This is a genomic window from Pseudomonas sp. A014, from assembly GCF_052378495.1.
Lineage (GTDB): Bacteria > Pseudomonadota > Gammaproteobacteria > Pseudomonadales > Pseudomonadaceae > Aquipseudomonas > Aquipseudomonas machongensis.
The window spans coordinates 4981003-5002340 of sequence record NZ_CP199001.1 but is presented as its reverse complement, the minus strand read 5'-3'; the positions used below and the strand labels follow the sequence as shown (position 1 = coordinate 5002340).

Annotated in this window: 20 protein-coding genes; 12 read left to right on the top strand and 8 right to left on the bottom strand. The window is 65.1% G+C overall.

The genetic code is table 11. The annotated features are described in order from the left end of the window. The first annotated feature begins 108 nt into the window (after nt 1–108). Together ACTYOL_RS23220 and ACTYOL_RS23215 are read left to right on the top strand one after the other, a co-directional pair. Nucleotides 109–414 carry a DUF6482 family protein gene (locus tag ACTYOL_RS23220; protein ID WP_054894066.1) on the top strand — a complete coding sequence of 102 codons (306 nt, stop codon included), beginning with the start codon at nt 109–111 and terminating at the stop codon, nt 412–414. A gap of 86 nt (nt 415–500) precedes the next feature. Continuing rightward, a complete protein-coding gene (locus tag ACTYOL_RS23215) occupies nt 501–1118 on the top strand; it encodes an FKBP-type peptidyl-prolyl cis-trans isomerase (RefSeq protein WP_054894067.1) in 618 nt (205 codons plus the stop codon). Nucleotides 1119–1282: 164 nt separating this feature from the next. Here ACTYOL_RS23215 and ACTYOL_RS23210 read toward each other — a convergent pair whose 3' ends face one another. From ACTYOL_RS23210 to ACTYOL_RS23200, 3 genes are all read right to left on the bottom strand, one after another. Further along, nucleotides 1283–1528, bottom strand: a complete 246-nt coding sequence (locus ACTYOL_RS23210) for a PA4570 family protein (RefSeq protein WP_054894068.1) — start codon at nt 1526–1528, stop codon at nt 1283–1285. Between the two features lie 146 nt (nt 1529–1674). Continuing rightward, nucleotides 1675–2016: a zinc ribbon domain-containing protein YjdM gene (locus ACTYOL_RS23205; RefSeq protein ID WP_054894069.1), complete on the bottom strand. Its 342-nt coding sequence runs from the start codon at nt 2014–2016 to the stop codon at nt 1675–1677. Between the two features lie 172 nt (nt 2017–2188). Then, nucleotides 2189–3157, bottom strand: a complete 969-nt coding sequence (locus tag ACTYOL_RS23200; protein WP_063546121.1) for a polyprenyl synthetase family protein — start codon at nt 3155–3157, stop codon at nt 2189–2191. Nucleotides 3158–3401: 244 nt separating this feature from the next. Here ACTYOL_RS23200 and rplU point away from each other — a divergent pair, with 244 nt between their 5' ends. The 5 genes from rplU to ACTYOL_RS23175 all read left to right on the top strand — a co-directional run bounded on the left by rplU (nt 3402) and on the right by ACTYOL_RS23175 (nt 7230). Further along, complete coding sequence (gene rplU / locus ACTYOL_RS23195; protein WP_003247466.1) at nt 3402–3716, top strand: 50S ribosomal protein L21; 315 nt, start codon at nt 3402–3404, stop codon at nt 3714–3716. A 38-nt stretch (nt 3717–3754) separates the two neighbouring features. Beyond that, complete coding sequence (gene rpmA / locus ACTYOL_RS23190; protein ID WP_029614211.1) at nt 3755–4012, top strand: 50S ribosomal protein L27; 258 nt, start codon at nt 3755–3757, stop codon at nt 4010–4012. 187 nt (nt 4013–4199) lie between these two features. Next, nucleotides 4200–5423 carry an Obg family GTPase CgtA gene (cgtA, locus tag ACTYOL_RS23185; protein WP_054894071.1) on the top strand — a complete coding sequence of 408 codons (1224 nt, stop codon included), beginning with the start codon at nt 4200–4202 and terminating at the stop codon, nt 5421–5423. 215 nt (nt 5424–5638) lie between these two features. Continuing rightward, nucleotides 5639–6757, top strand: coding sequence for a glutamate 5-kinase (gene proB, locus ACTYOL_RS23180; RefSeq protein ID WP_054892485.1), 1119 nt, complete (start codon nt 5639–5641; stop codon nt 6755–6757). A gap of 11 nt (nt 6758–6768) precedes the next feature. After that, on the top strand, nt 6769–7230 hold the full coding sequence (locus ACTYOL_RS23175; RefSeq protein WP_197893263.1) for a CreA family protein: 462 nt from the start codon (nt 6769–6771) through the stop codon (nt 7228–7230). Nucleotides 7231–7354: 124 nt separating this feature from the next. Here ACTYOL_RS23175 and mksF read toward each other — a convergent pair whose 3' ends face one another. The 3 genes from mksF to mksB are packed head-to-tail and all read right to left on the bottom strand — an operon-like array spanning nt 7355 to nt 12166. Then, nucleotides 7355–10186: an Mks condensin complex protein MksF gene (gene mksF / locus ACTYOL_RS23170; protein ID WP_444757112.1), complete on the bottom strand. Its 2832-nt coding sequence runs from the start codon at nt 10184–10186 to the stop codon at nt 7355–7357. After that, nucleotides 10183–10890 carry an Mks condensin complex protein MksE gene (gene mksE, locus ACTYOL_RS23165; protein ID WP_054892489.1) on the bottom strand — a complete coding sequence of 236 codons (708 nt, stop codon included), beginning with the start codon at nt 10888–10890 and terminating at the stop codon, nt 10183–10185. The genes mksF and mksE overlap by 4 nt, the downstream gene beginning before the upstream one ends. Next, nucleotides 10880–12166, bottom strand: a complete 1287-nt coding sequence (gene mksB / locus ACTYOL_RS23160; protein ID WP_054892490.1) for an Mks condensin complex protein MksB — start codon at nt 12164–12166, stop codon at nt 10880–10882. The genes mksE and mksB overlap by 11 nt, the downstream gene beginning before the upstream one ends. A 287-nt stretch (nt 12167–12453) precedes the next feature. Here mksB and ACTYOL_RS23155 point away from each other — a divergent pair, with 287 nt between their 5' ends. Beyond that, nucleotides 12454–13248 (top strand): energy transducer TonB, encoded by a 795-nt coding sequence (locus tag ACTYOL_RS23155; protein ID WP_444757111.1) that lies wholly within the window; start codon nt 12454–12456, stop codon nt 13246–13248. After that, entirely contained in the window at nt 13245–13700 is a 456-nt protein-coding gene (gene rimI / locus ACTYOL_RS23150; protein WP_054892492.1) for a ribosomal protein S18-alanine N-acetyltransferase, read from the top strand. The genes ACTYOL_RS23155 and rimI overlap by 4 nt, the downstream gene beginning before the upstream one ends. A 12-nt stretch (nt 13701–13712) precedes the next feature. On the opposite strand, the gene ACTYOL_RS23145 is transcribed toward rimI, so the two are convergent. Beyond that, complete coding sequence (locus tag ACTYOL_RS23145) at nt 13713–14489, bottom strand: TatD family hydrolase (protein ID WP_444757110.1); 777 nt, start codon at nt 14487–14489, stop codon at nt 13713–13715. A 2-nt stretch (nt 14490–14491) separates the two neighbouring features. Beyond that, the gene (cra, locus tag ACTYOL_RS23140) at nt 14492–15484 is read right to left on the bottom strand and encodes a catabolite repressor/activator (RefSeq protein WP_063546114.1); all 993 of its coding nucleotides are present in this window, start codon (nt 15482–15484) and stop codon (nt 14492–14494) included. A gap of 279 nt (nt 15485–15763) precedes the next feature. On the opposite strand from cra, the gene ptsP reads away from it, so the two are divergent. Genes ptsP through ACTYOL_RS23125 form a run of 3 tightly spaced genes read left to right on the top strand, consistent with a single transcriptional unit; the run spans nt 15764 to nt 21292 of the window. Continuing rightward, the gene (gene ptsP / locus ACTYOL_RS23135; RefSeq protein ID WP_444757109.1) at nt 15764–18616 is read left to right on the top strand and encodes a phosphoenolpyruvate--protein phosphotransferase; all 2853 of its coding nucleotides are present in this window, start codon (nt 15764–15766) and stop codon (nt 18614–18616) included. A 1-nt stretch (nt 18617) separates the two neighbouring features. Beyond that, entirely contained in the window at nt 18618–19568 is a 951-nt protein-coding gene (gene pfkB, locus ACTYOL_RS23130) for a 1-phosphofructokinase (RefSeq protein ID WP_414154254.1), read from the top strand. Continuing rightward, complete coding sequence (locus ACTYOL_RS23125) at nt 19565–21292, top strand: PTS fructose transporter subunit EIIBC (protein WP_197892352.1); 1728 nt, start codon at nt 19565–19567, stop codon at nt 21290–21292. The genes pfkB and ACTYOL_RS23125 overlap by 4 nt, the downstream gene beginning before the upstream one ends. Nucleotides 21293–21338 lie beyond the last annotated feature (46 nt).

The window sequence follows — 21338 nt, the reverse complement described above, 5'->3', positions numbered from 1 at the left end:
CCGCGAGAAGGGCGACGTGCTTCCGACCGACGAGAGGCCTCTTGTCTAATCCCGGCTTCTGTACAAAAAATGAGCAATTATGTGGGCTTCCCACAGCGAGGTGCATCCATGAACCTGCATCAGCTCAATACCGAGGCCAGGGCCGGCCACGTCGATGAACTCAACCTGATCGCCATCGAAGGCGGCGATTACTTGCTCGAGGCCCGGATCAAGGGTCATGCCCATCCGTTGAACGATCCCCGTGGCGAGCGCCTGCGGGTGCACTCGGTCGAAGATGCTCGCTTGCTCCTGCAAGCCCTGCCCATGCTGTCGATGAACCTGGTGCACTGGTCGGTGCAGGATGAGATGTGCGGGATGGGCAGCCACCCGGAGGAAGACCTCAAGGTCCCGATATCCCAGCGTTCGGCCTGGTAGCTGCTTCGCGCGGCCCCAGTGTGCTAGGCTGCTTGCCCTTTTGACCAAGGGCGCGGATGCAGTGCGCCCTTAAGCGGAGCAAGCCAATGTCCGAACTCAACCTGTCCACCGACGAATCCCGCGTCAGCTACGGCATCGGCCGTCAGCTGGGCGGCCAGCTGCGCGACAACCCACCACCAGGCGTGAACCTGGAAGCGATTCTCGCTGGCCTGACCGACGCCTTCAACGGTGCCGACAGCCGTGTCAGCGAAGCCGACCTGTCTGCCAGCTTCAAGGTTATCCGCGAAGTGATGCAGGCCGAAGCTGCCGCCAAAGCCGAAGCCGCCGCCGCCGAGGGCAAGGCCTTCCTGGTCGAGAATGCCAAGCGTGACGGCATCACCACCCTGGCTTCGGGCCTGCAGTTCGAAGTGCTGACCGCTGGTAGCGGCGCCAAGCCGAGCCGCGAAGACAACGTGCGTACCCACTACCACGGCACCCTGATCGACGGCACCGTGTTCGACAGCTCCTACGAGCGTGGCCAGCCTGCCGAATTCCCGGTAGGTGGCGTGATCGCTGGCTGGACCGAAGCGCTGCAACTGATGAACGCTGGCAGCAAGTGGCGCCTGTACGTGCCGAGCGAGCTGGCCTATGGCGCGCAAGGCGTTGGTAGCATCCCGCCGCACAGCGTGCTGGTGTTCGACGTCGAGCTGCTCGACGTTCTGTAAGACTGCGTTGTCTTCATCGCGGGACCAGCCCGCTCCCACATGTGCCCTGCAGGCTCTAATGCGCAGATTTACTGGTGGGAGCGGCTGTCTTGTTCAAAATCTAAGGACCAGCCCAATCCCTGTGGGAGCAGGCTGGTCCCGCGAAGAGGCCGGTAATGCCGGCCTCAATTCCAATCCGTTCCCCCTGGGCGCAACGCCCGCGCATAGCAGAACAGAAACAGATTCCTCACCAGCTCCTTCAGTACTCCAGGCTCACTCGAGTTCAGGCCGTTGAGGTCCAGGTCGCCCTGGTCACGCAGTTCGTCGAGTGCTTCTTCCTCGAGTACGGCACAGACTTCGCCGGTCTCGCGATGGAGGATGCGCAGGTAGGGATGGGGGCGGTCGAGCCAGGCGTCGATCAGGTAGGTCATGGCTATTCTCCTTGGAAAGCGTTCCAATGAGAATAATTCTTATTATCAAAATAGCAAGTGACTATTGGATTAATTCTGCCGAAGGGTGCAGATGATCCCGTTGCAGGATCTGTCAGGGCCACCCGAGGGCAGCCCTGCAAATAGCCTCAGACCTTGCGCACGAACTCGGACTTGAGTTTCATCGCGCCGATGCCGTCGATCTTGCAGTCGATATCGTGGTCGCCGTCGCACAGGCGGATGTTCTTGACCTTGGTGCCGACCTTGACCACCAGCGACGAGCCCTTGACCTTGAGGTCCTTGATCACGGTGACGGTGTCGCCATCCTGCAGGACGTTGCCGACCGAATCTTTTTTCACCACGTCATCGCTGGCCGTCTCGGCGTCGCCGCTGGCCGACCACTCGTGGGCGCATTCGGGGCAGATCAGTTGGGTGCCATCCTCGTAGGTGTATTCGGAGTTGCAGGCGGGGCAGGGCGGCAGAGTGCTCACTTCGTTTCCTTGGTGTACAGAGGGTTAAAGGCGCACATTGTATAAGGTTTTGCGGCGAAAATGTTTTTTGTCCGCACCAAAGCATTCGCGGGCAAGCCCGCTCCCACAGGACCCAAGTACATCAGGTCCTTGTGGGAGTGGGCTTGCCCGCGAATGAAGACGATGCGATCTATCAGTGCGTACGCGCGACCGCAAACTCGCTCAGCTCGACCAGTGCATCACGGTATTCGCTTGCTGGCAGCACTTCCAGGCAGGCGATGGCGCGGGCGACGTAGTCGCGGGCCATCCGTGCGGTGTAGTCGAGTGCGCCGGAGGCTTCGACGGCAATGCGGATCTGCTCGAGGTCTTCCAGGCCGCCCTTCTGGATGGCCTGGCGCACCAGCGCCGCCTGCTCTGGTGTGCCTTCGCGCATGGTGTAGATCAGTGGCAGGGTGGGCTTGCCTTCGGCCAGGTCGTCGCCGACGTTCTTGCCCAGGGTTTCGGAGTCGCCCTTGTAGTCGAGCAGGTCGTCGACCAGCTGGAAGGCCACGCCCAGGTGGTCGCCGAAGGTGCGCAGGGCCTCGCGCTGTTCGTCGCTGGCGCCGGCCAGCGCCGCGGCGCTGTGGGTCGAGGCTTCGAAGAGCATGGCGGTCTTGCCGCGGATGACGTCCATGTACACCTCTTCGGTGGTGCTGGCATCACGCACGCGCGACAGCTGCAGCACTTCACCCTCGGCGATCACCCGGGTGGCCTTGGACAGGATCTGCATGACCGGCATCGAGCCCAGTTCGACCATCATTTCGAACGAGCGCGAATAGAGGAAGTCGCCGACCAGCACGCTCGGGGCGTTACCCCACAGGGCATTGGCAGTGGAGCGGCCGCGGCGCATGCCGGACATGTCGACCACATCGTCGTGCAGCAGGGTGGCGGTGTGCAGGAATTCGATGGTCGCGGCCAGCAGGCGCAGGTCGTCGCCTTCACGGCCCAGGGCCTTGCCGCACAGCAGCACCAGCAATGGGCGCAGGCGCTTGCCACCAGCGGATGTGATATAGTCGCCGATCTTCGATACCAGCGGCACGCGCGAGGTCAGCTGCTTCTTGATGATCTCGTCGACGGCGCTGAAATCGTCAGCTACCGCGCGGTAGAAGGATTGGGGTTGCATCGGCTGCTCCATTGAGGTTGCGCGGCATGCTAGGTCGCGGGTCCCGGTGTGTCAAGGCGCGCTGCCTGCACCCTCGGGGCGGCACTTGCAAGGCTTTACCGGGTTGCGTACAATCGCGCACCCTAACTTCCTGGGCAGCACCTGCCTTACGCAATTGCACCGGGCCGTTCCAGCCTCGTGCAGCCATGCCAGCCAATACTCATCATATAAAGCGCTGGGTGAGCAGGATTATCGGAGATTCAAAATGTCCTACGCAGTAATCGTTACCGGCGGCAAGCAGTACAAAGTCGCTGAAGGTGAATTCCTCAAGATCGAAAAACTGGAAGTCGCCACTGGCGAATCCGTGACTTTCGATCGCGTTCTGCTGGTCGCCAACGGTGAAGAAGTCACCATCGGTGCTCCAGTCGTTGCTGGCGCCAAAGTAGTGGCCGAAGTTGTTTCGCAAGGCCGCCACGACAAGGTTCGTATCATCAAGTTCCGTCGTCGTAAGCACCACATGAAGCGCATGGGCCACCGCCAGTGGTTCACCGAGATCAAAATCACCGGTATCCAGGCTTAATCCCCTAGGTCCCCTGAATTTATTTGGAGAATTGAACCATGGCTCACAAGAAGGCTGGTGGTAGTACTCGTAACGGTCGCGACTCAGAATCGAAACGCCTTGGCGTGAAGATGTATGGCGGCCAGGTTATCAAGCCGGGCAACATCATCGTCCGTCAGCGCGGCACCGAATTCCACGCTGGCTACGGCGTTGGCATGGGCAAGGATCACACCTTGTTCGCCAAGATCGACGGCGTGATCAAGTTCGAGAAGAAAGGCGAGTTCAACCGCCGTTACGTGAGCATCGTCGCCGCTTAATCGCGACGTCGCTCCAGAAGCCCCGTCATGCGACGGGGCTTTTTCGTTTGTGGTGAGCCTCTTGCAAAGCTGTTTGTCTGGGCTGCCGGCGTTGGTTTCTGATGATACGGGGCCGCCGCGCTCATTTTTGCAAGAGCCTCAGGGTTTTCTGGTTTTCAGCTCGTCGTCCGACGAGAGGCGGTTTTGAATGAAGTTTGTTGACGAAGTATCGATCCGGGTAAAAGCCGGTGACGGCGGTAACGGTTGCATGAGCTTCCGCCGCGAAAAATTCATCGAGAACGGTGGTCCCAACGGCGGTGACGGTGGCGACGGCGGCTCGGTGTACATGGTGGCCGACGAGAACCTCAACACCCTGGTCGACTACCGCTACACCCGCCACCACGAGGCCCAGCGCGGCCAGAATGGCGGCAGCACCGATTGCACCGGCAAGAAGGGCGAGGACCTGTTCCTGCGCGTGCCGGTCGGCACCACGGTGATCGATGCCTCCACCCAGGAAGTCATCGGCGACCTGATCACCCCGGGTCAGAAGCTGATGGTCGCCCAGGGCGGCTGGCACGGTCTGGGCAACACCCGTTTCAAGTCGAGTACCAACCGTGCGCCGCGTCAGACCACTCCTGGCAAACCAGGCGACCAGCGCGACCTGAAGATGGAATTGAAAGTGCTCGCCGACGTCGGCCTGCTGGGCCTGCCGAACGCTGGCAAGAGCACCTTCATTCGCGCCGTCTCGGCCGCCAAGCCAAAGGTGGCCGACTACCCGTTCACCACCCTGGTGCCGAACCTGGGCGTGGTCAGCGTCGACCGCTGGAAGAGCTTCGTCATCGCCGACATTCCCGGCTTGATCGAGGGCGCCTCCGAAGGTGCCGGTCTGGGTATCCGCTTCCTCAAGCACCTGGCCCGTACCCGTGTGCTGCTGCACCTGGTCGACCTCGCGCCGCTGGACGAGAGCAGCCCGGCCGATGCCGCCGAAGTGATCATCAACGAGCTGGCGCAGTTCAGCCCGGCGCTGGTCGATCGCGAGCGCTGGCTGGTGCTGAACAAGGCCGACATGCTGATGGAAGACGAGCGTGACGAGCGTGTGAAGGAAGTCGTCGACCGCCTGAACTGGGATGGCCCGGTCTACGTGATCTCGGCGATCTCCAAGCAGGGCACCGAGAAGCTCAGCCACGACCTGATGCGCTTCCTCGAAGACCGCGCCGACCGCCTGGCCAACGACCCGGCCTACGCCGCCGAGCTCAACGAACTCGACCAGCGCATCGAAGACGAGGCCCGTGCCCAGCTGCAGGCCCTGGACGACGCTCGTACCCTGCGTCGTACCGGGGTCAAGAGCGTCCACGACATCGGCGACGATGACGACTGGGATGACTTCGAGGACGACGAGGACGGCCCGGAAATCATTTACGTGCGCGACTGACCGGTTGCAGTACACTGGACGCCGCTCTTCGAGCAGTGTGCCGTGATCAGGCTTGGGCGTTGAGCCCATCGCGGGACGAGCCCGCTCCCACAGGTCCGCTGCGATCCTTATGGGAGCGGGCTTGTCCCGCGATGGCCTCAACACCCTCTCACGGTACGCCGCTCAAATGAGCGGCGTTTTGGTATCTACAGATTCGACATAGGTTGGAAGAGAAGATGCGAAGCAAGGTGACGGGCGCCAAGCGCTGGGTCGTGAAGATCGGCAGTGCGCTGCTGACCGCCGATGGCAAGGGCCTCGACCGTGGTGCGATGGCGGTCTGGGTCGAGCAGATGGTCGCACTGCGTGAAGCGGGCGTGGAACTGGTATTGGTCTCCTCCGGGGCCGTGGCCGCAGGCATGAGCCAGCTGGGCTGGACCACGCGACCGAGTGCGATGAACGAGCTGCAGGCGGCCGCCTCGCTCGGCCAGATGCGCCTGGTGCAGGCCTGGGAGTCGAGCTTCGGCGAGCACGGCAAGCACACCGCGCAGATCCTCCTGACCCACGACGACCTCTCCGACCGCAAGCGCTACCTCAATGCCCGCAGCACCCTGCGCACCCTGGTCGACCTGGGCGTGGTGCCGGTGATCAACGAGAACGATACCGTGGTCACCGATGAGATCCGTTTCGGCGACAACGACACCCTGGCCGCGCTGGTGGCCAACCTGGTCGAGGCCGACCTGCTGGTGATCCTCACCGACCGCGACGGCATGTTCGACGCCGACCCGCGCAACAACCCTGAAGCCCAACTGATCTATGAAGCCCGCGCCGACGATCCGTCGCTCGACGCCGTGGCGGGCGGTACCGGTGGCGCCCTGGGGCGCGGTGGCATGCAGACCAAGCTGCGTGCCGCACGCCTGGCTGCGCGCTCCGGTGCCCATACCATCATCATCGGTGGCCGTATCGAGCGTGTACTGGACCGCCTGAAGGCCGGCGAGCGCCTGGGCACCTTGCTGTCGCCTGAGCGCGGCATGCTCGCTGCGCGCAAGCAGTGGCTGGCTGGCCACCTGCAGACCCGCGGCACCCTGGTGCTCGATGCTGGCGCTGTGAAGGCCCTGCGCGAATCGAACAAGAGCCTGTTGCCGGTCGGCGTGAAGACTGTGCAGGGCAGCTTCCGCCGTGGCGAGATGGTGGTCTGCGTCGGACCCGATGGCCTGGAAGTGGCCCGTGGCCTGGCCAACTACAGCGCCCTGGAGGCGCAGAAGATCATCGGTCAGCCGTCGGACGCCATCGAAAGCCTGCTGGGCTACAGCGCCGAGCCCGAGCTGGTGCACCGCGACAACCTGGTCCTGGTCTGAAGGAGACGCCCATGCTGAAAAGGATGTTTGCCGTGGCAGCGCTGATGCTGCCGATGCTGGCCGGCGCCGAGGAAATCGGCCAGGTGTCCACCGTGTTCAAGTTCCTTGGGCCCAACGACCGCATCGTGGTCGAGGCGTTTGACGATCCCAAGGTCGAAGGTGTGACCTGCTACCTGTCGCGAGCCAAGACCGGCGGCGTGAAGGGTGGGTTGGGGTTGGCGGAGGACCGCGCAGAGGCATCGATCGCCTGCCGTCAGGTTGGGCCGATCAACTTCAAGGGTGAGCTCAAGGATGGCGAGGAGGTGTTCAAGGAGCGCACCTCGCTGGTGTTCAAGACCATGCAGGTGGTGCGTTTTCTCGACAAGAAGCGCAATACGCTGGTGTACCTGGTGTACAGCGACCGGATAGTCGAAGGTAGCCCGCAGAATGCGGTGACGGCGATTCCGATCCTGCCTTGGGCGCATGCCCAATAAACGACGCAGCTCCCCCTGTGGGAGCGGGCTTGCCCCGCGATAGGGCCCGACCTGGCGGCGAGGTTGCCAAGTCGGGCCCTATCGCGGGGCAAGCCCGCTCCTACAGGAATGGGCCGCGGTTGCCTCAGGCCAGCTCTTCGGCCTGATCCTCACGCACGATCGCCTTCACTTCATCCCGGCGGCTGATGTACTTCCAGTCCGCCTCGTCGATGTAGATCCCGTTCGGCCCGCTGCCGCCTTCCAGGTCGATCGCCACGCGCGCCGACACCTGCGGCTTCACGCTCGCCAGAATCGGCACGAAGCCCAGTTGCTGGCTGGTCTCCAGCAGCGCCGCCTGGTTGCGTTCGTCGATGTCCGCCGCTTCGTCGAGGTAGTAGGGCAGGCGGATGCGCCCGGCCAGGTCGCGATCCATCAGGTGCAGCAACAGGTACATGTTGGTCAGCGCCTTGATGGTCATGGTGGTGCCGTTGGATGCGGCGCCGTCGATGTCGGCGTGGATCACCGGCTGGCTGTTGATCTTGGTGATCTCGAAGGCCAGCTCGAACAGGTCTTTCAGGCCCAACTGGTTGTGGTTGGCCGCTACCAGCCGCGCCAGGTACTCCTTGGCCTCTTCGTTCTTGTGATCCTGCTCGGCGCTCTGCGTGAGGTCGAACACCGACAGCGTTTCGCCTTCCTCGTACTGGCCGGCACTGTGGATGATCTGGTCGATGTGCTTGAGCGCTTCCTTGTTCGGCGCCAGCACCACGCGGAAACTCTCCAGGTTGGACACCTGGCGCTTGTTGATCTCGCGGTTGAACAGCGCCAGCTGGTGCTCGAGGCTGTCGTAGTCGCTGCGGATGTTGCGCAGGGTCCGGGCGATGTCGGTGACCGCCGCGCGGCGCGCCTTGGCCAGGGTGAGGGCTTCCTCGGTGCGGTGCGAGTAGGCGTTGATCAGCAGCATCAGGCGACGTTCCATGTCGTCTTCGCTGTCGAACTTGGCCACACCTTTCAGGCGCACCTGGGCATACAGCGCCTCGATCTGGTTGTCGACGCGCTGCAGCGCCTGCCAACTGTCCTGGTAGTCGTTCAGCAGCGGCAGCAGGTTGTCCATCGAGTCATCGACCGGCTCCATGAACGGCGTGCCGAACGGCAGGTCGGCCGGCAACAGCTGGCGGCGGCGCAGGGCATCGTCCAGGGTGCGCTGCTTGGCTTCCATGTCGGCGATCTGGCGGCCGACCAGTTGCAGCTTGGCCGACAACTGCTGGACGCGCTCGGTGAAGGCGTCGCTGGAGCGCTTGAGCTCGTCCTGGGCGGCTTCGAACTGCGCCAGTTGCTCCATCTTCTCTGGCTCTTCGGCGCTCAGGGTCTCGGTGCGGCGGAAGTCCTCAAGGGCCTTCTGCGCATCCAGCACCTGCTGGTACAGCGCCTCGGTCTGGGCCTTGCTCGCGGCGCGGTCCAGGGCCACGGCCTGCTGGGTCTTGAGCTGCTTGAGCTCCTTTTCCAGGCGTTCTTTCTGGTCGCGCAGGGCCGCACGGTCGGCCAGTGCCTGCAGCGCTGGCGGCTCGATGTGCGACAGGTCGATGGACAGGCCCGGCACTTCGAAGCGCTCGCCCTTGAAGCTGTCGAGCACGCCTTCAAGCGTCTTGACCCACAGGTCGCTGTCGTCCAGTTCGATGCCCCGATCGCCCAGCGGCAGGCTGAACAGCGCGCCATTGAACAGGCGCATCAGGCGATCGACGTCCTGTTGCGAGAACTCTTCGCGCAGGCGTGCGTAGCTGTTGTTGTCGGCGTGTTCGAGCTGCTGCTTGACTGCCTTGACGCGTTTTTCCAGGTCGCGCACGCGTTCGTCGAGGTCTTCGGCGGAGAACTGGCGCGACTGCGCCAGGGCGCCGGCCAGTTCGTCGTGGGCGTCCTTGGCGGCGAGCAGTTGCTGCTCCAGGACCTTGACGTCATCGACCAGGGCGAAGCGGTGCTTGAGCACCGACAGCTCGCCGAGCCAGCGCTGGATGCCGGTGATCTCGCGTTCCAGGCGCATCAGCTCCTGGGTGCCGCCACGCTGGTCGTTCTGCAAGCCATCCTGCTCGGCGCGGTAGTGCTCGGCCTGGATCACCAGCTCTTCCTTGCGCGCTATGGCGTAGTCCTGCCAGGTGCCGAGCAGGCTGTCGAGCAGGGGGGAGAGACGGTGCAGCTTGCCGCGCAGGATGTCGCGCTGGGCCACGCCGCCGGCAAGTGCTTCGACCAGCGGGCCGGCAGCGACCAGGGCGTTGTAGTCCTGCTCCATGCGGCGCACGTCGCGGAAGGCTTCTTCACAAGCCGCAATGTAGTCGACGCTGCCCGAGCGCAGGCTGTGCTCGAAGGCATCCAGGAACAGCTGCTTGAGCTTGGCGGCAGTGATCTCGCGCATGTGCAGCAAGTTGATGAACAGTGCGCGGAAGGTCTTCAGGCTCTGCTCGCTGGTCGAGCGCAGCGGGATCAGGGTGAGGTCCAGCGGCACCGAGGTGTGGCCGCCGACCAACAGCCGGCGCAGTTCGTCCGGCTTGAGTTCGTAGGCCTTGAGGCCGTTGCGCTCGAGGTTGGTGAACAGCTCCTTCTGGCGCAGGCAGGTGTCGTCTTTCTGGTAGTGAGCCAGGTCCAGCTCACCCTGGTAGGCGAAGAACTGGTGGCCGAAGCCGCCGCCCGGGCCGCGCCCGACCACGCCGATCACGTGCGGGCCGTGGGGCAGGTTCAGTTCGCAGAGGATGTAGCTGGTGTCGCTGGCGAAGTAGAAGCGCCGCGACTGCTCCAGGCTGTACTTGCCGAAGCTCATGTCCGACATGCGCGCCAGGATCGGGAATTGCAGGGCGTTGATCGATGCCGATTTACCCAGGTTGTTCGCGCCATAGACCGACAGCGGATGTTCCAGCGGGAACAGGCCGAGGCTGTAGCCGGCGGTGTTGAGCAGTGCGAAGCGGCGAATGCCGTAGCGTTCCTGGCTCATGCGTCAATCTCCTGTTGCTCTTCGCGGATGGCCCGGGCCAGGGCGTCCTCTTCGCTCTCTTCGCCCTCGAAGGGGGTGAGGTCGAGCGGATCGTCGGTGCGGTTGAGTTGTTCCGGGGTTTCTTCCTCGACCAGCACCGGGACCGGCAGCGGCAGGTCGCTGTGCAGGGTGGCGGCCAGGTCGCGGTCCTGCTGGACCGACAGGCACACATCGAGGAAGCGGTGCATCGGCGGCAGGAAGCGGTAGATGCCGCCTTCTTCGTGGGCGAAGCCCAGCTGGGTCATGCGGCGCAGGATCTTCTCTTCGAGCTCCTCGACCGTCTGCACTTCGGCCTGCAGGAACAGGTCGCGGTATTTCTCCAGCAGCGAGGGCAACTCGTCGCGGCCGATGCTGCCGCCGTCGAGCACGGCCATCGGGTCGCGGCCCTGGTCGGCCAGGTGCTCGACCAGGATGAAGGTGAACAGCGACAGGCGCTGGGCGGTCTTGTTGACCTGCGCGGCGGCCTGCTCGGGGACGAAGTAGTAGAAGCCACGGGTGTCGCAGACCAGCTCGAAACCGAGCGCCTTGAACAGGGTGCGGTACTGGTCCTGGAAGTTCGACAGTTGGGCGTACAGTTCCGGGTCGCGGCGGCTGACGTGGAAGCCCTTGAACAGCTCGCGGAAGATCGGCGCGAGCTGGGACAGTTCGGAAAGATCAAGATGCATTGGCTGGGCTCGCGGTGGATTCGGTGGCTGCCGGTTGTTGTTCGCGGCTGGATGTCAGGGCGAAGGAACGCAGGCTGACCAGGTGTTCGCGGGTGGTGTAGTCCTGGCGCTGCAGGCGCTCGCGGCTGAAGCGCTTCTCGCGCGAGAGGCGCGAGAACCAGTACAGCAACTCGTCGGTGGCGCCTTCGGGTTCCTGCTCCAGCAGCCAGACCATCAGGTCAGGCAGCGGCAGGGCGTCTTCGCAGCGCTCGAGCATTTCCTTGACCGTACGCGGCGCGCGTGGCAGCGGGCCCTTGTGGGTCTTGTGCGCCTTGGGGAAGCGCGCAGGCTTGGGCTCGAAGCGGGCCAGGGCATAGACATAGGCCTCGACCTGGCTGGCGCTGCCGAGGAAGGTGCTCTGCGGGCGGGTGAACATCGGCATGGCCGCCTGCGGCACGGCATCGATGCCTTTCTTGCGGATCACCGACAGCGCCAGTGCCGCGCCGCGGGTGACGGCGTTGTGCCGGCGCGCTTCCTCGCGCAGTGGCAGCAGCAGCTCGCGCGCGTGGCGCAGGGTGAGCTGTGCGCTGGTCTGCATCTCGAGGATGCGCGCGTGGGTGCGCAGCAGCATGTCGTCATCGACCAAGTGGCCGAGGCGCGCCTGCTCGCCCAACAGGCGCAGCAGCACGGTCTCGACCTTGCGTACGCCCTGCTCGAAGGCACCGTCGGCGTTGACCAGCTGGATCATCGGCTCGACGTATTCGTCCCAGGTCGCCAGCACTTCGGCGTAGCGCTGGCGCAGCGGGATCTGGCGGTTGCTGGTCTTGGCCCGTTCGGCCACCGCGACCAGCGCCTGTTCGTCGTTGTCGAGCTTCTTCAGCACATCGCGCACGCGCATGTCGAGCAGGCGTAACTGGCGCGCCAGGTCGTCGCTGTCGCGGTTGTCGAAGGCGTCCTGGATGTGCCCGGCGAGGCGCTCGAGGTGGCGCAGGTAGGCTTCGATCTCCAGGCACAGGCCCAGGCGGTGCTCGCGACGCAGGTAGGCGAGGAAGTCGTGGATCTGCGCGTTGAGCTCGAAGCGGTTCGGGCTCTTGGCCACCGGGACCAGGATATCCAGGCGAATCCACACGTCGAGCAGCTGGGTGATGTCCTGCGGCGTGCTCTCCACCTGCTGGCGGGCCAGTTGCTGACGCAGCTCGACCAGGCTCAGGGTGCCCTGGTCGAAGCGCTCGCACAGCGGCTCGATCAGGGCCCAGTGTTCGGCTAGGGCGCGCAGGACGCGCTTGGGTTCGATCATTGGCGGGTCGACTCTTGCCAAATAAAAGGGGCGATTGTACTGCATACGGGGGGGAGGATTTCACCCCTTGGTCCGGGATTTGCGTTGATCTGTGCCAGCCTCTTCGCGGGCAAGCCCGCTCCCACTGGCTTATCACCGTTGGTGGGGCAGGCGCTGTACCTGTGGGAGCGGGCTTGCCCCGCGATAGGGCCGGCACAGGCGATAAATTTCCGCCAGCCTGTTGCGGCACGCCGCCGCCAACAGCGTTAGAATGCCCGACTGAACCAAACCCCCGGGATACCCGAGCCTTGCTGACCGAACCCCGCCGCCGCGCCTACCTTTCCGCCATGCAAGTGGTGCACTGGCTGCCGCGTGCCGAACTGCCGTTCGCCGCGCCTTCGCGCCCCGAGCTGCTGTTGCCGGTGGCGCCGGTCGAGGATCTGGATATCGAGGCGCAGCCGGTGCGCCAGGCGCCTGCGCAGGGCGAAGCCGCGCCGGCCCATGCCCGCTCTGGCGAACGCCCGAAAATCGAGATCCCACGCCCCGGCAGCACGCCCAAGGCCGCTGCCAAGCCGGTCGAGCGCGAAGAGGAAGCCCCCAAGGCCGCACGTCCGGCGCCTGTGCCTCCGCCGCGTTTTGCCCTGCAACTGCTGCGTGCCGGCACGTGCCTGTTGCTGGTGGAGCTCGCCACCGGCCAGCCGTTCCAGAGCCGCGACCCTTCTTACCTGTTGCTCAAGGACATGCTGCGCGCCGCCGGCCTGCCGGACGCGCCGCAGATCATCGGCGAGCCGGTGCGCTGGCCGCTGTTCGTGCGCGGCAACATGGAGCAGGGGCCGGAGGCTGCGCGTGATTTCGTCCAGGGCTTCATCCAGGCCCGCCTCGAAGAGGTCCCCTGCACCTGCCTGTGGCTGATCGGCCTGCCAGCGGTGCGTTTTGCCGGCGACGCCGATGCCCAGGCCTACTACCAAGCACTGAAGATCGATGGCCTGGGCGACGTCTGGGCGTTGCCGGGTCTTGAACTGTTGATGGACGAGCCGCAACGCAAGGCGGACGTCTGGAAAGCGATGCGCCAGCTGATGGCGCGCTGGAAGAGCGTTGAATGAGTGACTCGATCAGTTTCCGCCCGATGACCGAGGCGGATCTGGATAGCGTGCTGAAGATCGAATATGCCGCCTTCAGCCACCCCTGGACCCGCGGGATCTTCCAGGATGCGCTCAAGTCCTACGAAGTGTGGCTGATGTTCGACGGCCAGCAACAGGTCGGGCATGGCGTGATCAACGTGATCATCGACGAAGCGCACCTGCTCAACATCACGGTCAAGCCAGAAAACCAGGGGCGCGGCCTGGGTTTGCGGCTGCTCGAACACCTGATGGCGCGAGCCTGGCAGCTCAATGGGCGCGAATGTTTCCTGGAAGTACGTGCCAGCAACCAGTCGGCCTATCGTTTGTACGAACGCTACGGATTCAACGAAATCGGTCGGCGTCGGGATTACTACCCGGCCGCTGGCGGACGTGAAGACGCCCTGGTGATGGCCTGCACCCTGTTCGAAGAGTGACCGCCTGCCAAGCTACCAGCCGAACAGCTCACAAGCGTTGCGCGTACTGGCTGCGGCCAGCGCGGTGCACTCCACGCCCATGACCTCGGCCAGCGCTCGGGCGATATCGGGCAGATGTTCGGGGCTGTTGCGCGCATTGGGGTGCATCACCGGCGGCATGTCTGGCGCGTCGGTTTCCAGTACCACGCTCTCCAATGGCAAGCGGGGCAAGGTCTTGCGCAGGCGCAAGGCTTGCGGCCAGGTGGCGGCGCCTCCCAGGCCCAGTTTGAATCCGAGCTTGATGTATTCGCGTGCTTCTTCGTAGCTGCCGGCGAAGGCGTGGATGATGCCTGCGCGTACGGGCTTGTAGCGCTTGAGCGTGGCGATCACCTGGGCATGGCTGCGGCGTACGTGCAGCAGCGCAGGCAAGTCGAAGTCGCAGGCCATCTGCAATTGCGCTTCGAACAAGGCCTGCTGGCGTGTCTTGTCGAGCTCGGGCAGGTAATAGTCCAGGCCGAACTCGCCGACCGCACACAGGCGCGGGTCGCCCCGCAGGCGTTCGAGCCACCCGCGCAGTTGCGCCAGGTGTTCGGGCTGATGCTGCTCGAGGTACACCGGGTGCAGGCCGAGGGCGGCTGGCAGGCGTGTGTCGCTGCAGGCCAGGTCCCAGACTCGCTGCCAGTTGCCCTGATCCACCCCCAGTACCACCATGCGCTCGACCCCCAGCGCCGCGGCGTTGGCCAGGAGGCGCTCGCGGTCGGCGTCGAAGTCGGGGAAATCCAGGTGGGTGTGGGTGTCGATCAGGCGCATGTTCAGGCCGAGATGCGCTGCTTGAAGGTTCGCGCCACGGCGTGTACGCCGGGGGCGTAGGTCTTCTGCTCGATAGCGGCCAGGGCCAGTTCCAGCGCGGTGGCGGCGATCTGGCCGTGCTGTTGGGCCATGGCGTTGACTGGCAGCGGCAGGAAATCGAGCAACTGGTTGTCGCCGAAGGTGCCCAGTTGCAGCTCGCGTGGCTCGCTGGCACGGGCTTGCAGGGCATCGAAGACGCCTTGCAGCAACACATAGGAGGTCGTCACCAGGGCATCGGGCAGGTCGCCGAGCTCGTCGATCAGCGTTTCCATCAGGCGCTGGCCACAGGCGCGGCTGAAGGCGTCGCCTTCGTAACGGCGAACTTCGCCATCAAAACGCTGCAGGGCCTCGTCGAATCCTCCGGCGCGGGCCTGGCTGACCGACAGCTCCGGACGCGCACCGATCAGGGCGATGCTGCGAGGCTTGCTGCCCAGCAGGCTTTCCGTGAGTTGGCGGCTGGCCTCGCGGTCGTCGCTGATCACCGAGCAGAAGTGCGCGGGGTCGAGGCGACGGTCAATGGCGATCACTGGCAGGCCCTTGCTCTGCATTTCGCGATAGCTGTCATCTTCCGGCGGCAGGCAACTGGCGACGAACAACGCATCGCAGCGGCGAGCGCGGAACAACTGCTGCAGCTGGCGTTCGCTTTCGGGCTGGTCATCGCTGCTGGCGATCAGCAACTGGTAGCCACGGGCGCGCGCGCCTTGTTCGAGCTGCTTGGCGATGCGTGCGTAACTGGGGTTTTCCAGGTCCGGGAGGATGAAGCCGAGGGTGCGTGTGTGCCGGCTGCGCAGGCCGGCCGCCTGGGGGTTGGGCGTGAAGTCGTGGGCCTCGACCACCGCGCGCACTCGCTCGACGGTGGCGCTGCTGATGCGCTGCTGTTCGGCCTTGCCATTGATGACGTAGCTGGCAGTGGTCACGGAAACACCGGCCAGACGTGCGATATCGCTGAGTTTCACCGCATTTTCCTTGTTATTACCGGGGCGGCCAGGGGCGCCTGATCGGGTAGTCTTACTCAGAATTGTGTCCAAGTGCAGGCGACCATTGTCGCAATTGTTCCGACAAACTGGGGCTTTTTCCTACGCAGATTATCGAGTAACGTGGCCGCCTGGTCAGATTAAACGTTTCAGCATCCGATTGAACGGGAACTGCCCCTGAGCCCGCGGGTGAAAAAACGCGTTGAATCCCACAACAATAACCTCAGTCCCGAACGACGGGTACTGCAAAAGGAGAAGGTCATGCTCGAGCTCGCGAGAGAGCAGATAGCCATGGGCCAGGTCGCCAGCGATAAAGCGGCGGCATTGCGCTTGCTGGCCGATCGGCTGGTCAGCGACGGTCTGGTCGCCGAGGGTTACCTACAGGGCCTTGAGGCGCGCGAGGCGCAGGGCTCGACCTTTCTCGGCCAAGGCATCGCCATCCCCCACGGTACCCCGCAGACCCGCGACCTGGTGTTTGCCACCGGTGTTCGCCTGTTGCAGTTTCCCGAAGGGGTGGACTGGGGCGACGGGCATATCGTCTACCTGGCGATTGGCATCGCCGCACGCTCTGACGAACACCTGCGCCTGTTGCAACTGCTGACGCGCGCCCTGGGTGAAACCGACCTGGCCGAGGCGCTGCGCCGCGCCAGCTCCGCCGACGCACTGCTCAAGCTGTTGCAGGGGGCGCCGCGCGAGCTGGGGCTGGATGCACAACTGATCGGTCTGAACCTGCCTGCCGAAGACTTCGCTGAACTGGCCTGGCGCGGTGCGCGCCTGCTGCAGCGTGGCGGCTGTGTGGACAGTGGTTTCGCAGCGCTGTTGCAGCAGGCCGAGCCACTTCCACTGGGAGAGGGGCTGTGGTGGTTGCACAGCGAGCGCGAGGTGCTGCAGCCGGGCCTGGCGTTCGTGACCCCGCAGCAGCCCCTGCGGCATCGCGATCAGCCCTTGAACGGCCTGTTCTGCCTGGCCAGCCTTGGTGCTGCGCATCAGGCCTTGCTCGAGCGTCTTTGTCAGGTGCTGATCGAAGGGCGTGGGCAGACCCTCTACCAGGCCACCAGCAGTCGCGATGTGTTGCAGGTGCTGGGCGGCGAGGCGCCGCCCGACTGGCCCAGCGTGCGCGTGATACTGGCCAACCCCCATGGCCTGCATGCCCGCCCGGCGAAGGTGCTGGCCCAACTGGCCAAGGGCTTCGAGGGCGAAATCCGCATCCGCCTGACCGACAGCGGCCATCCCGGCGTGTCGGTGAAAAGCCTGAGTCGCCTGCTCTCACTAGGGGCCCGGCGTGGGCAGGAGCTGGAGCTGATCGCCGAGCCGGCCATCGCCAGTGATGCCCTGCCGGTGTTGCTGGAAGCCATCGAACAGGGCCTGGGCGAGGACGTCGAACCGTTGCCGGCGCTTGCCCTGCCGGTCGCCGAGGTGGTGCGCGAAACCTTGCAAGCGCCGCTGCCCGGTAGCCAGGTCCAGGGCGTCGGTGCAGCGCCAGGCATCGCCAGCGGGCCGGCCCATGTGCGCATTGAGCGCCAGATCGACTATCCGCTGCGCGGCGAATCCTGTGCACAGGAGCGTGCCAGGCTGCGTGCTGCCCTGGCGGCGGTCGACGCCGAGCTGCAGACACTGGTGCAGCGCAGCGACAAGGCCATCGGTGAGATCTTCATCACACACCAGGAGATGCTCGCCGACCCGGCACTGGGCGATGAGGTGGATCTGCGCCTGGCCCAGGGCGAAAGTGCCGCAGCGGCGTGGATGGCGGTGATCGAGGCGGCCGCCAGCCAGCAGGAGGCGCTGCGCGATGCGTTGCTCGCCGAACGTGCCGCCGACCTGCGCGACATTGGCCGAAGGGTGCTGGCGCAGCTGTGTGGCGTCGCCGAGCAGGCCGAGCCGCAACAGCCCTATGTGCTGGTGATGGCTGAAGTCGGGCCGTCCGATGTGGCGCGTCTCGACCCGGAGCGGGTTGCTGGCATCGTGACCGCGCAAGGAGGGGCCACCGCACACAGTGCCATCGTCGCCCGCGCCCTGGGCATTCCGGCGGTCGTCGGTGTCGGGGCGGCGATCCTGCTGGTGGAGGCGGGCACGCCGCTGTTGCTTGACGGCCAGCGCGGCAAGGTCAGCGTTGCGCCAGCTGCCGATGAGCTGCAGCGTGCGTTGGCCGAACGCGATCAGCGTGAGCAGCGTTTGCAGGCCGCCTGGGCGAATCGCCACGAGCCGGCCGTGACCCGCGATGGCCATGCCGTCGAAGTCTTCGCCAACATCGGTGACAGCAGTGGCATCGACAAGGTGGTGGAGCTTGGCGCCGAAGGTGTCGGCCTGTTGCGCACCGAACTGATCTTCATGGCCCATCCGCAACTGCCGGATGTCGCCACCCAGGAAGCGGAGTATCGCCGCGTGCTCGATGGCCTGCAGGGGCGCCCGCTGGTGGTGCGCACCCTCGACGTGGGCGGTGACAAACCCTTGCCCTACTGGCCGATCGCCGACGAAGACAACCCTTTCCTCGGCGTACGTGGCGTGCGCCTGACCCTGCAGCGTCCGCAGGTCATGGAGGCGCAGTTGCGCGCCTTGCTGCGGGCGGCCGACGACCGGCCACTGCGGATCATGTTCCCGATGGTCGGCCAGATGCACGAGTGGCGCGCGGCCAAGGCCATGGTCGAGCGGCTGCGTGAGGAGATCCCGGTCAATGACCTGCAGGTGGGGATCATGGTCGAGGTGCCGTCGGCTGCGCTGCTGGCCCCGCAACTGGCCCGGGAGGTGGACTTCTTCAGCATCGGTACCAACGACCTGACCCAGTACGCCCTGGCCATCGACCGTGGCCATCCGAGCCTGTCGGCCCAGGCCGATGGTCTGCACCCGGCAGTGCTGCAACTGATCGACATGACCGTGCGCGCCGCCCATGCCGAAGGCAAGTGGGTCGGCGTGTGCGGTGAGCTGGCGGCCGATCCGCACGCTGTGCCAGTGCTGCTGGGGCTGGCGGTGGACGAACTGAGCGTCGCGGCGCGCAGTGTCGCCGAAGTCAAGGCCCTGGTGCGCCAGGCCGATTACTCGACGGCCCGCGCCCTGGCGCGCGAGGCCCTGCAGCAGGACAGCGCCGAGGCGGTACGGGCGCTGGTGGAGCGTGACTGAAATGGCCAAGATTCTCACCCTGACCCTCAACCCTGCGATCGACCTCACGGTCACCCTCGAGCAGCTGCGCGCAGGCGAGGTCAATCGCACTCATGAACAGTGCAGCCACGCCGCCGGCAAGGGCCTGAACGTTGCCCAGGTGCTGGCTGACCTTGGGCATCAGGTGACGGTCAGCGGTTTTCTGGGGCGCGATAACCTGCAGCCTTTCGAAGCGCTGATTGCCCGTCGCGGCTTCGACGACGGGTTCGTTCGCGTGCCAGGCGAAACCCGCACCAACATCAAGCTGGTCGAGGCCGATGGCCGGGTCACCGATGTCAATGGCCTGGGCCCTCAGGTCGACGACGCGGCCCAGGCCGAGTTGCTCGAGTACCTGGCCCAACGGGCGGCTGGGCATGACGTGGTGGTGGTGGCGGGCAGCTTGCCACGTGGCGTCAGCGCGCAGTGGTTCTGCCAGTTGCTGGGCCAGTTGGTCGCCCAGGGCCTGAAGGTGGCGTTGGACACCAGCGGCGAGGCCTTGCGCGCCGGTCTGCAAAGTACGCCCTGGTTGGTCAAGCCCAATACCGATGAGCTCGGCGAGCTGTTCGGCATCACCGTGCAGGCTTTTGCCGAGCAGCGTGATGCCGCCCAGCGCCTGCTCGACGGCGGCGTCACCCACGTGGTGGTGTCCCAGGGCGAGCACGGGGTCAACTGGTTCGCCGCTGACCTGGCCCTGCATGCCCAGCCGCCCAAGGTGAGCATCGCCAGTACCGTGGGCGCGGGCGACTCGCTGGTGGCGGGCATGGTTCATGGCTTGCTGCAAGCCGAGAGTGCCGGGCAGACCTTGCGCCGCGCCACTGCCATCGCCGCCCAGGCGGTGACTCAGGTGGGCTTCGGCATCGACGACCGCGAACAGCTGTCGCGCCTTGAAGCTGCCGTGCAACTGACAGAACAACAACAAGAGGCTCGCCGATGAACATTGCGATCGTCACCGCCTGCCCGAATGGCCAGGTGTCGAGTGTATTGAGTGCACGCTTGCTGGCCGCCGCGGCCCAACGTCGGGGCTGGAGTACCAGTGTCGAGGTGTGGGATGCCGAGCACCCCGAGCGGCACCTGAGTCCTGCGCAGATCGCCGAGGCCGACTGGGTGCTGGTGGTCAGTACCGGTTCGCTGGACCTGAGCCGTTTTGTCGGCAAGCCTGTGTACCAAAGCACCCCCGCCCAGGCGCTGGCTGATCGCGAAGGTTTCCTCGATGAAGCCGCGGCCAACGCCAAGGTGCTCGAGGCGAGCGTCGCCGATACGCCTGGTCGCAGCGCTGCGCCGCGTATCGTGGCGGTCACCGCCTGCCCGACCGGTGTGGCCCATACCTTCATGGCGGCCGAAGCCCTGCAGCAGGCCGCCCGGGAGCTGGGCTACGGCTTCGATGTCGAAACCCAGGGCTCGGTGGGCGCCCGCAACCCATTGTCGGCCGATGCCATCGCCCAGGCGGACGTGGTGCTGCTGGCTGCCGACATCGAGGTGCCGACGGCACGCTTTGCGGGCAAGCGCATCTATCGATGCGGCACCGGCATCGCCCTCAAGCAGGCGCGGGCGACCCTCGAAAAAGCGCTGGCCGACGGCAAGCAGGAAAGCGCCGGAGGCACGGCCGATACGCCCGCGAAAAGTGAAAAGGCCGGGGTCTACAAGCACCTGTTGACCGGTGTGTCGTTCATGCTGCCGATGGTGGTGGCGGGCGGGCTGCTGATCGCCCTGTCGTTCGTCTTCGGCATCGAGGCGTTCAAGGAACCGGGCACCTTGCCTGCGGCTTTGATGCAGATCGGTGGCGAGGCGGCATTCAAACTGATGGTGCCGATGCTGGCGGGGTATATCGCCTGGTCCATCGCCGACCGCCCGGGCCTGGCCCCAGGCATGATCGGTGGCCTGCTGGCCAGCACCCTGGGGGCGGGGTTCATTGGCGGTATCGTCGCGGGCTTTCTTGCCGGCTACAGCGCCAAGGCCATCAGCCGCTGGGCGCGTCTGCCCGCCAGCCTCGAAGCGCTCAAGCCGATCCTGATCATTCCGCTGCTGGCCAGCCTGTTCACCGGGCTGGTGATGATCTACGTGGTCGGTCATCCGGTGGCGGCCATGCTCGAGGGGCTTACGCGCTTTCTCGACAGCATGGGTACCACCAACGCGATCCTGCTCGGATTGCTGTTGGGTGGGATGATGTGCATCGATCTCGGCGGGCCGATCAACAAGGCGGCCTATGCCTTCTCGGTGGGCTTGCTGGCCTCGTCGAGCTACGCGCCGATGGCGGCGACCATGGCCGCTGGCATGGTGCCGCCAATCGGCCTGGGAATCGCAACCTTCCTGGCCCGGCGCAAGTTCGCGCAGAGCGAGCGCGAGGCAGGCAAGGCGGCATTGGTACTGGGGCTTTGCTTCATCTCCGAAGGCGCGATTCCCTTTGCTGCGAAGGACCCGTTGCGGGTGATTCCGGCGAGCATCGCCGGCGGTGCGCTGACCGGGGCGCTGTCGATGTATTTCGGCTGCAAGCTGATGGCGCCGCACGGTGGCCTGTTCGTGCTGCTGATCCCCAACGCGATCAACCATGCGCTGCTGTACCTGCTGGCGATCCTTGCCGGAAGCCTGGTGACGGCGGTGGTGTACGCGCTGATCAAGAAGGCTGAGCGGGTGGAGATGGTGGTGGCCCCGGCCAAGTGATCGCCCTGGGGGCAATGGTGGAGGCTTCGCAGGCGTGCCCGCGAGG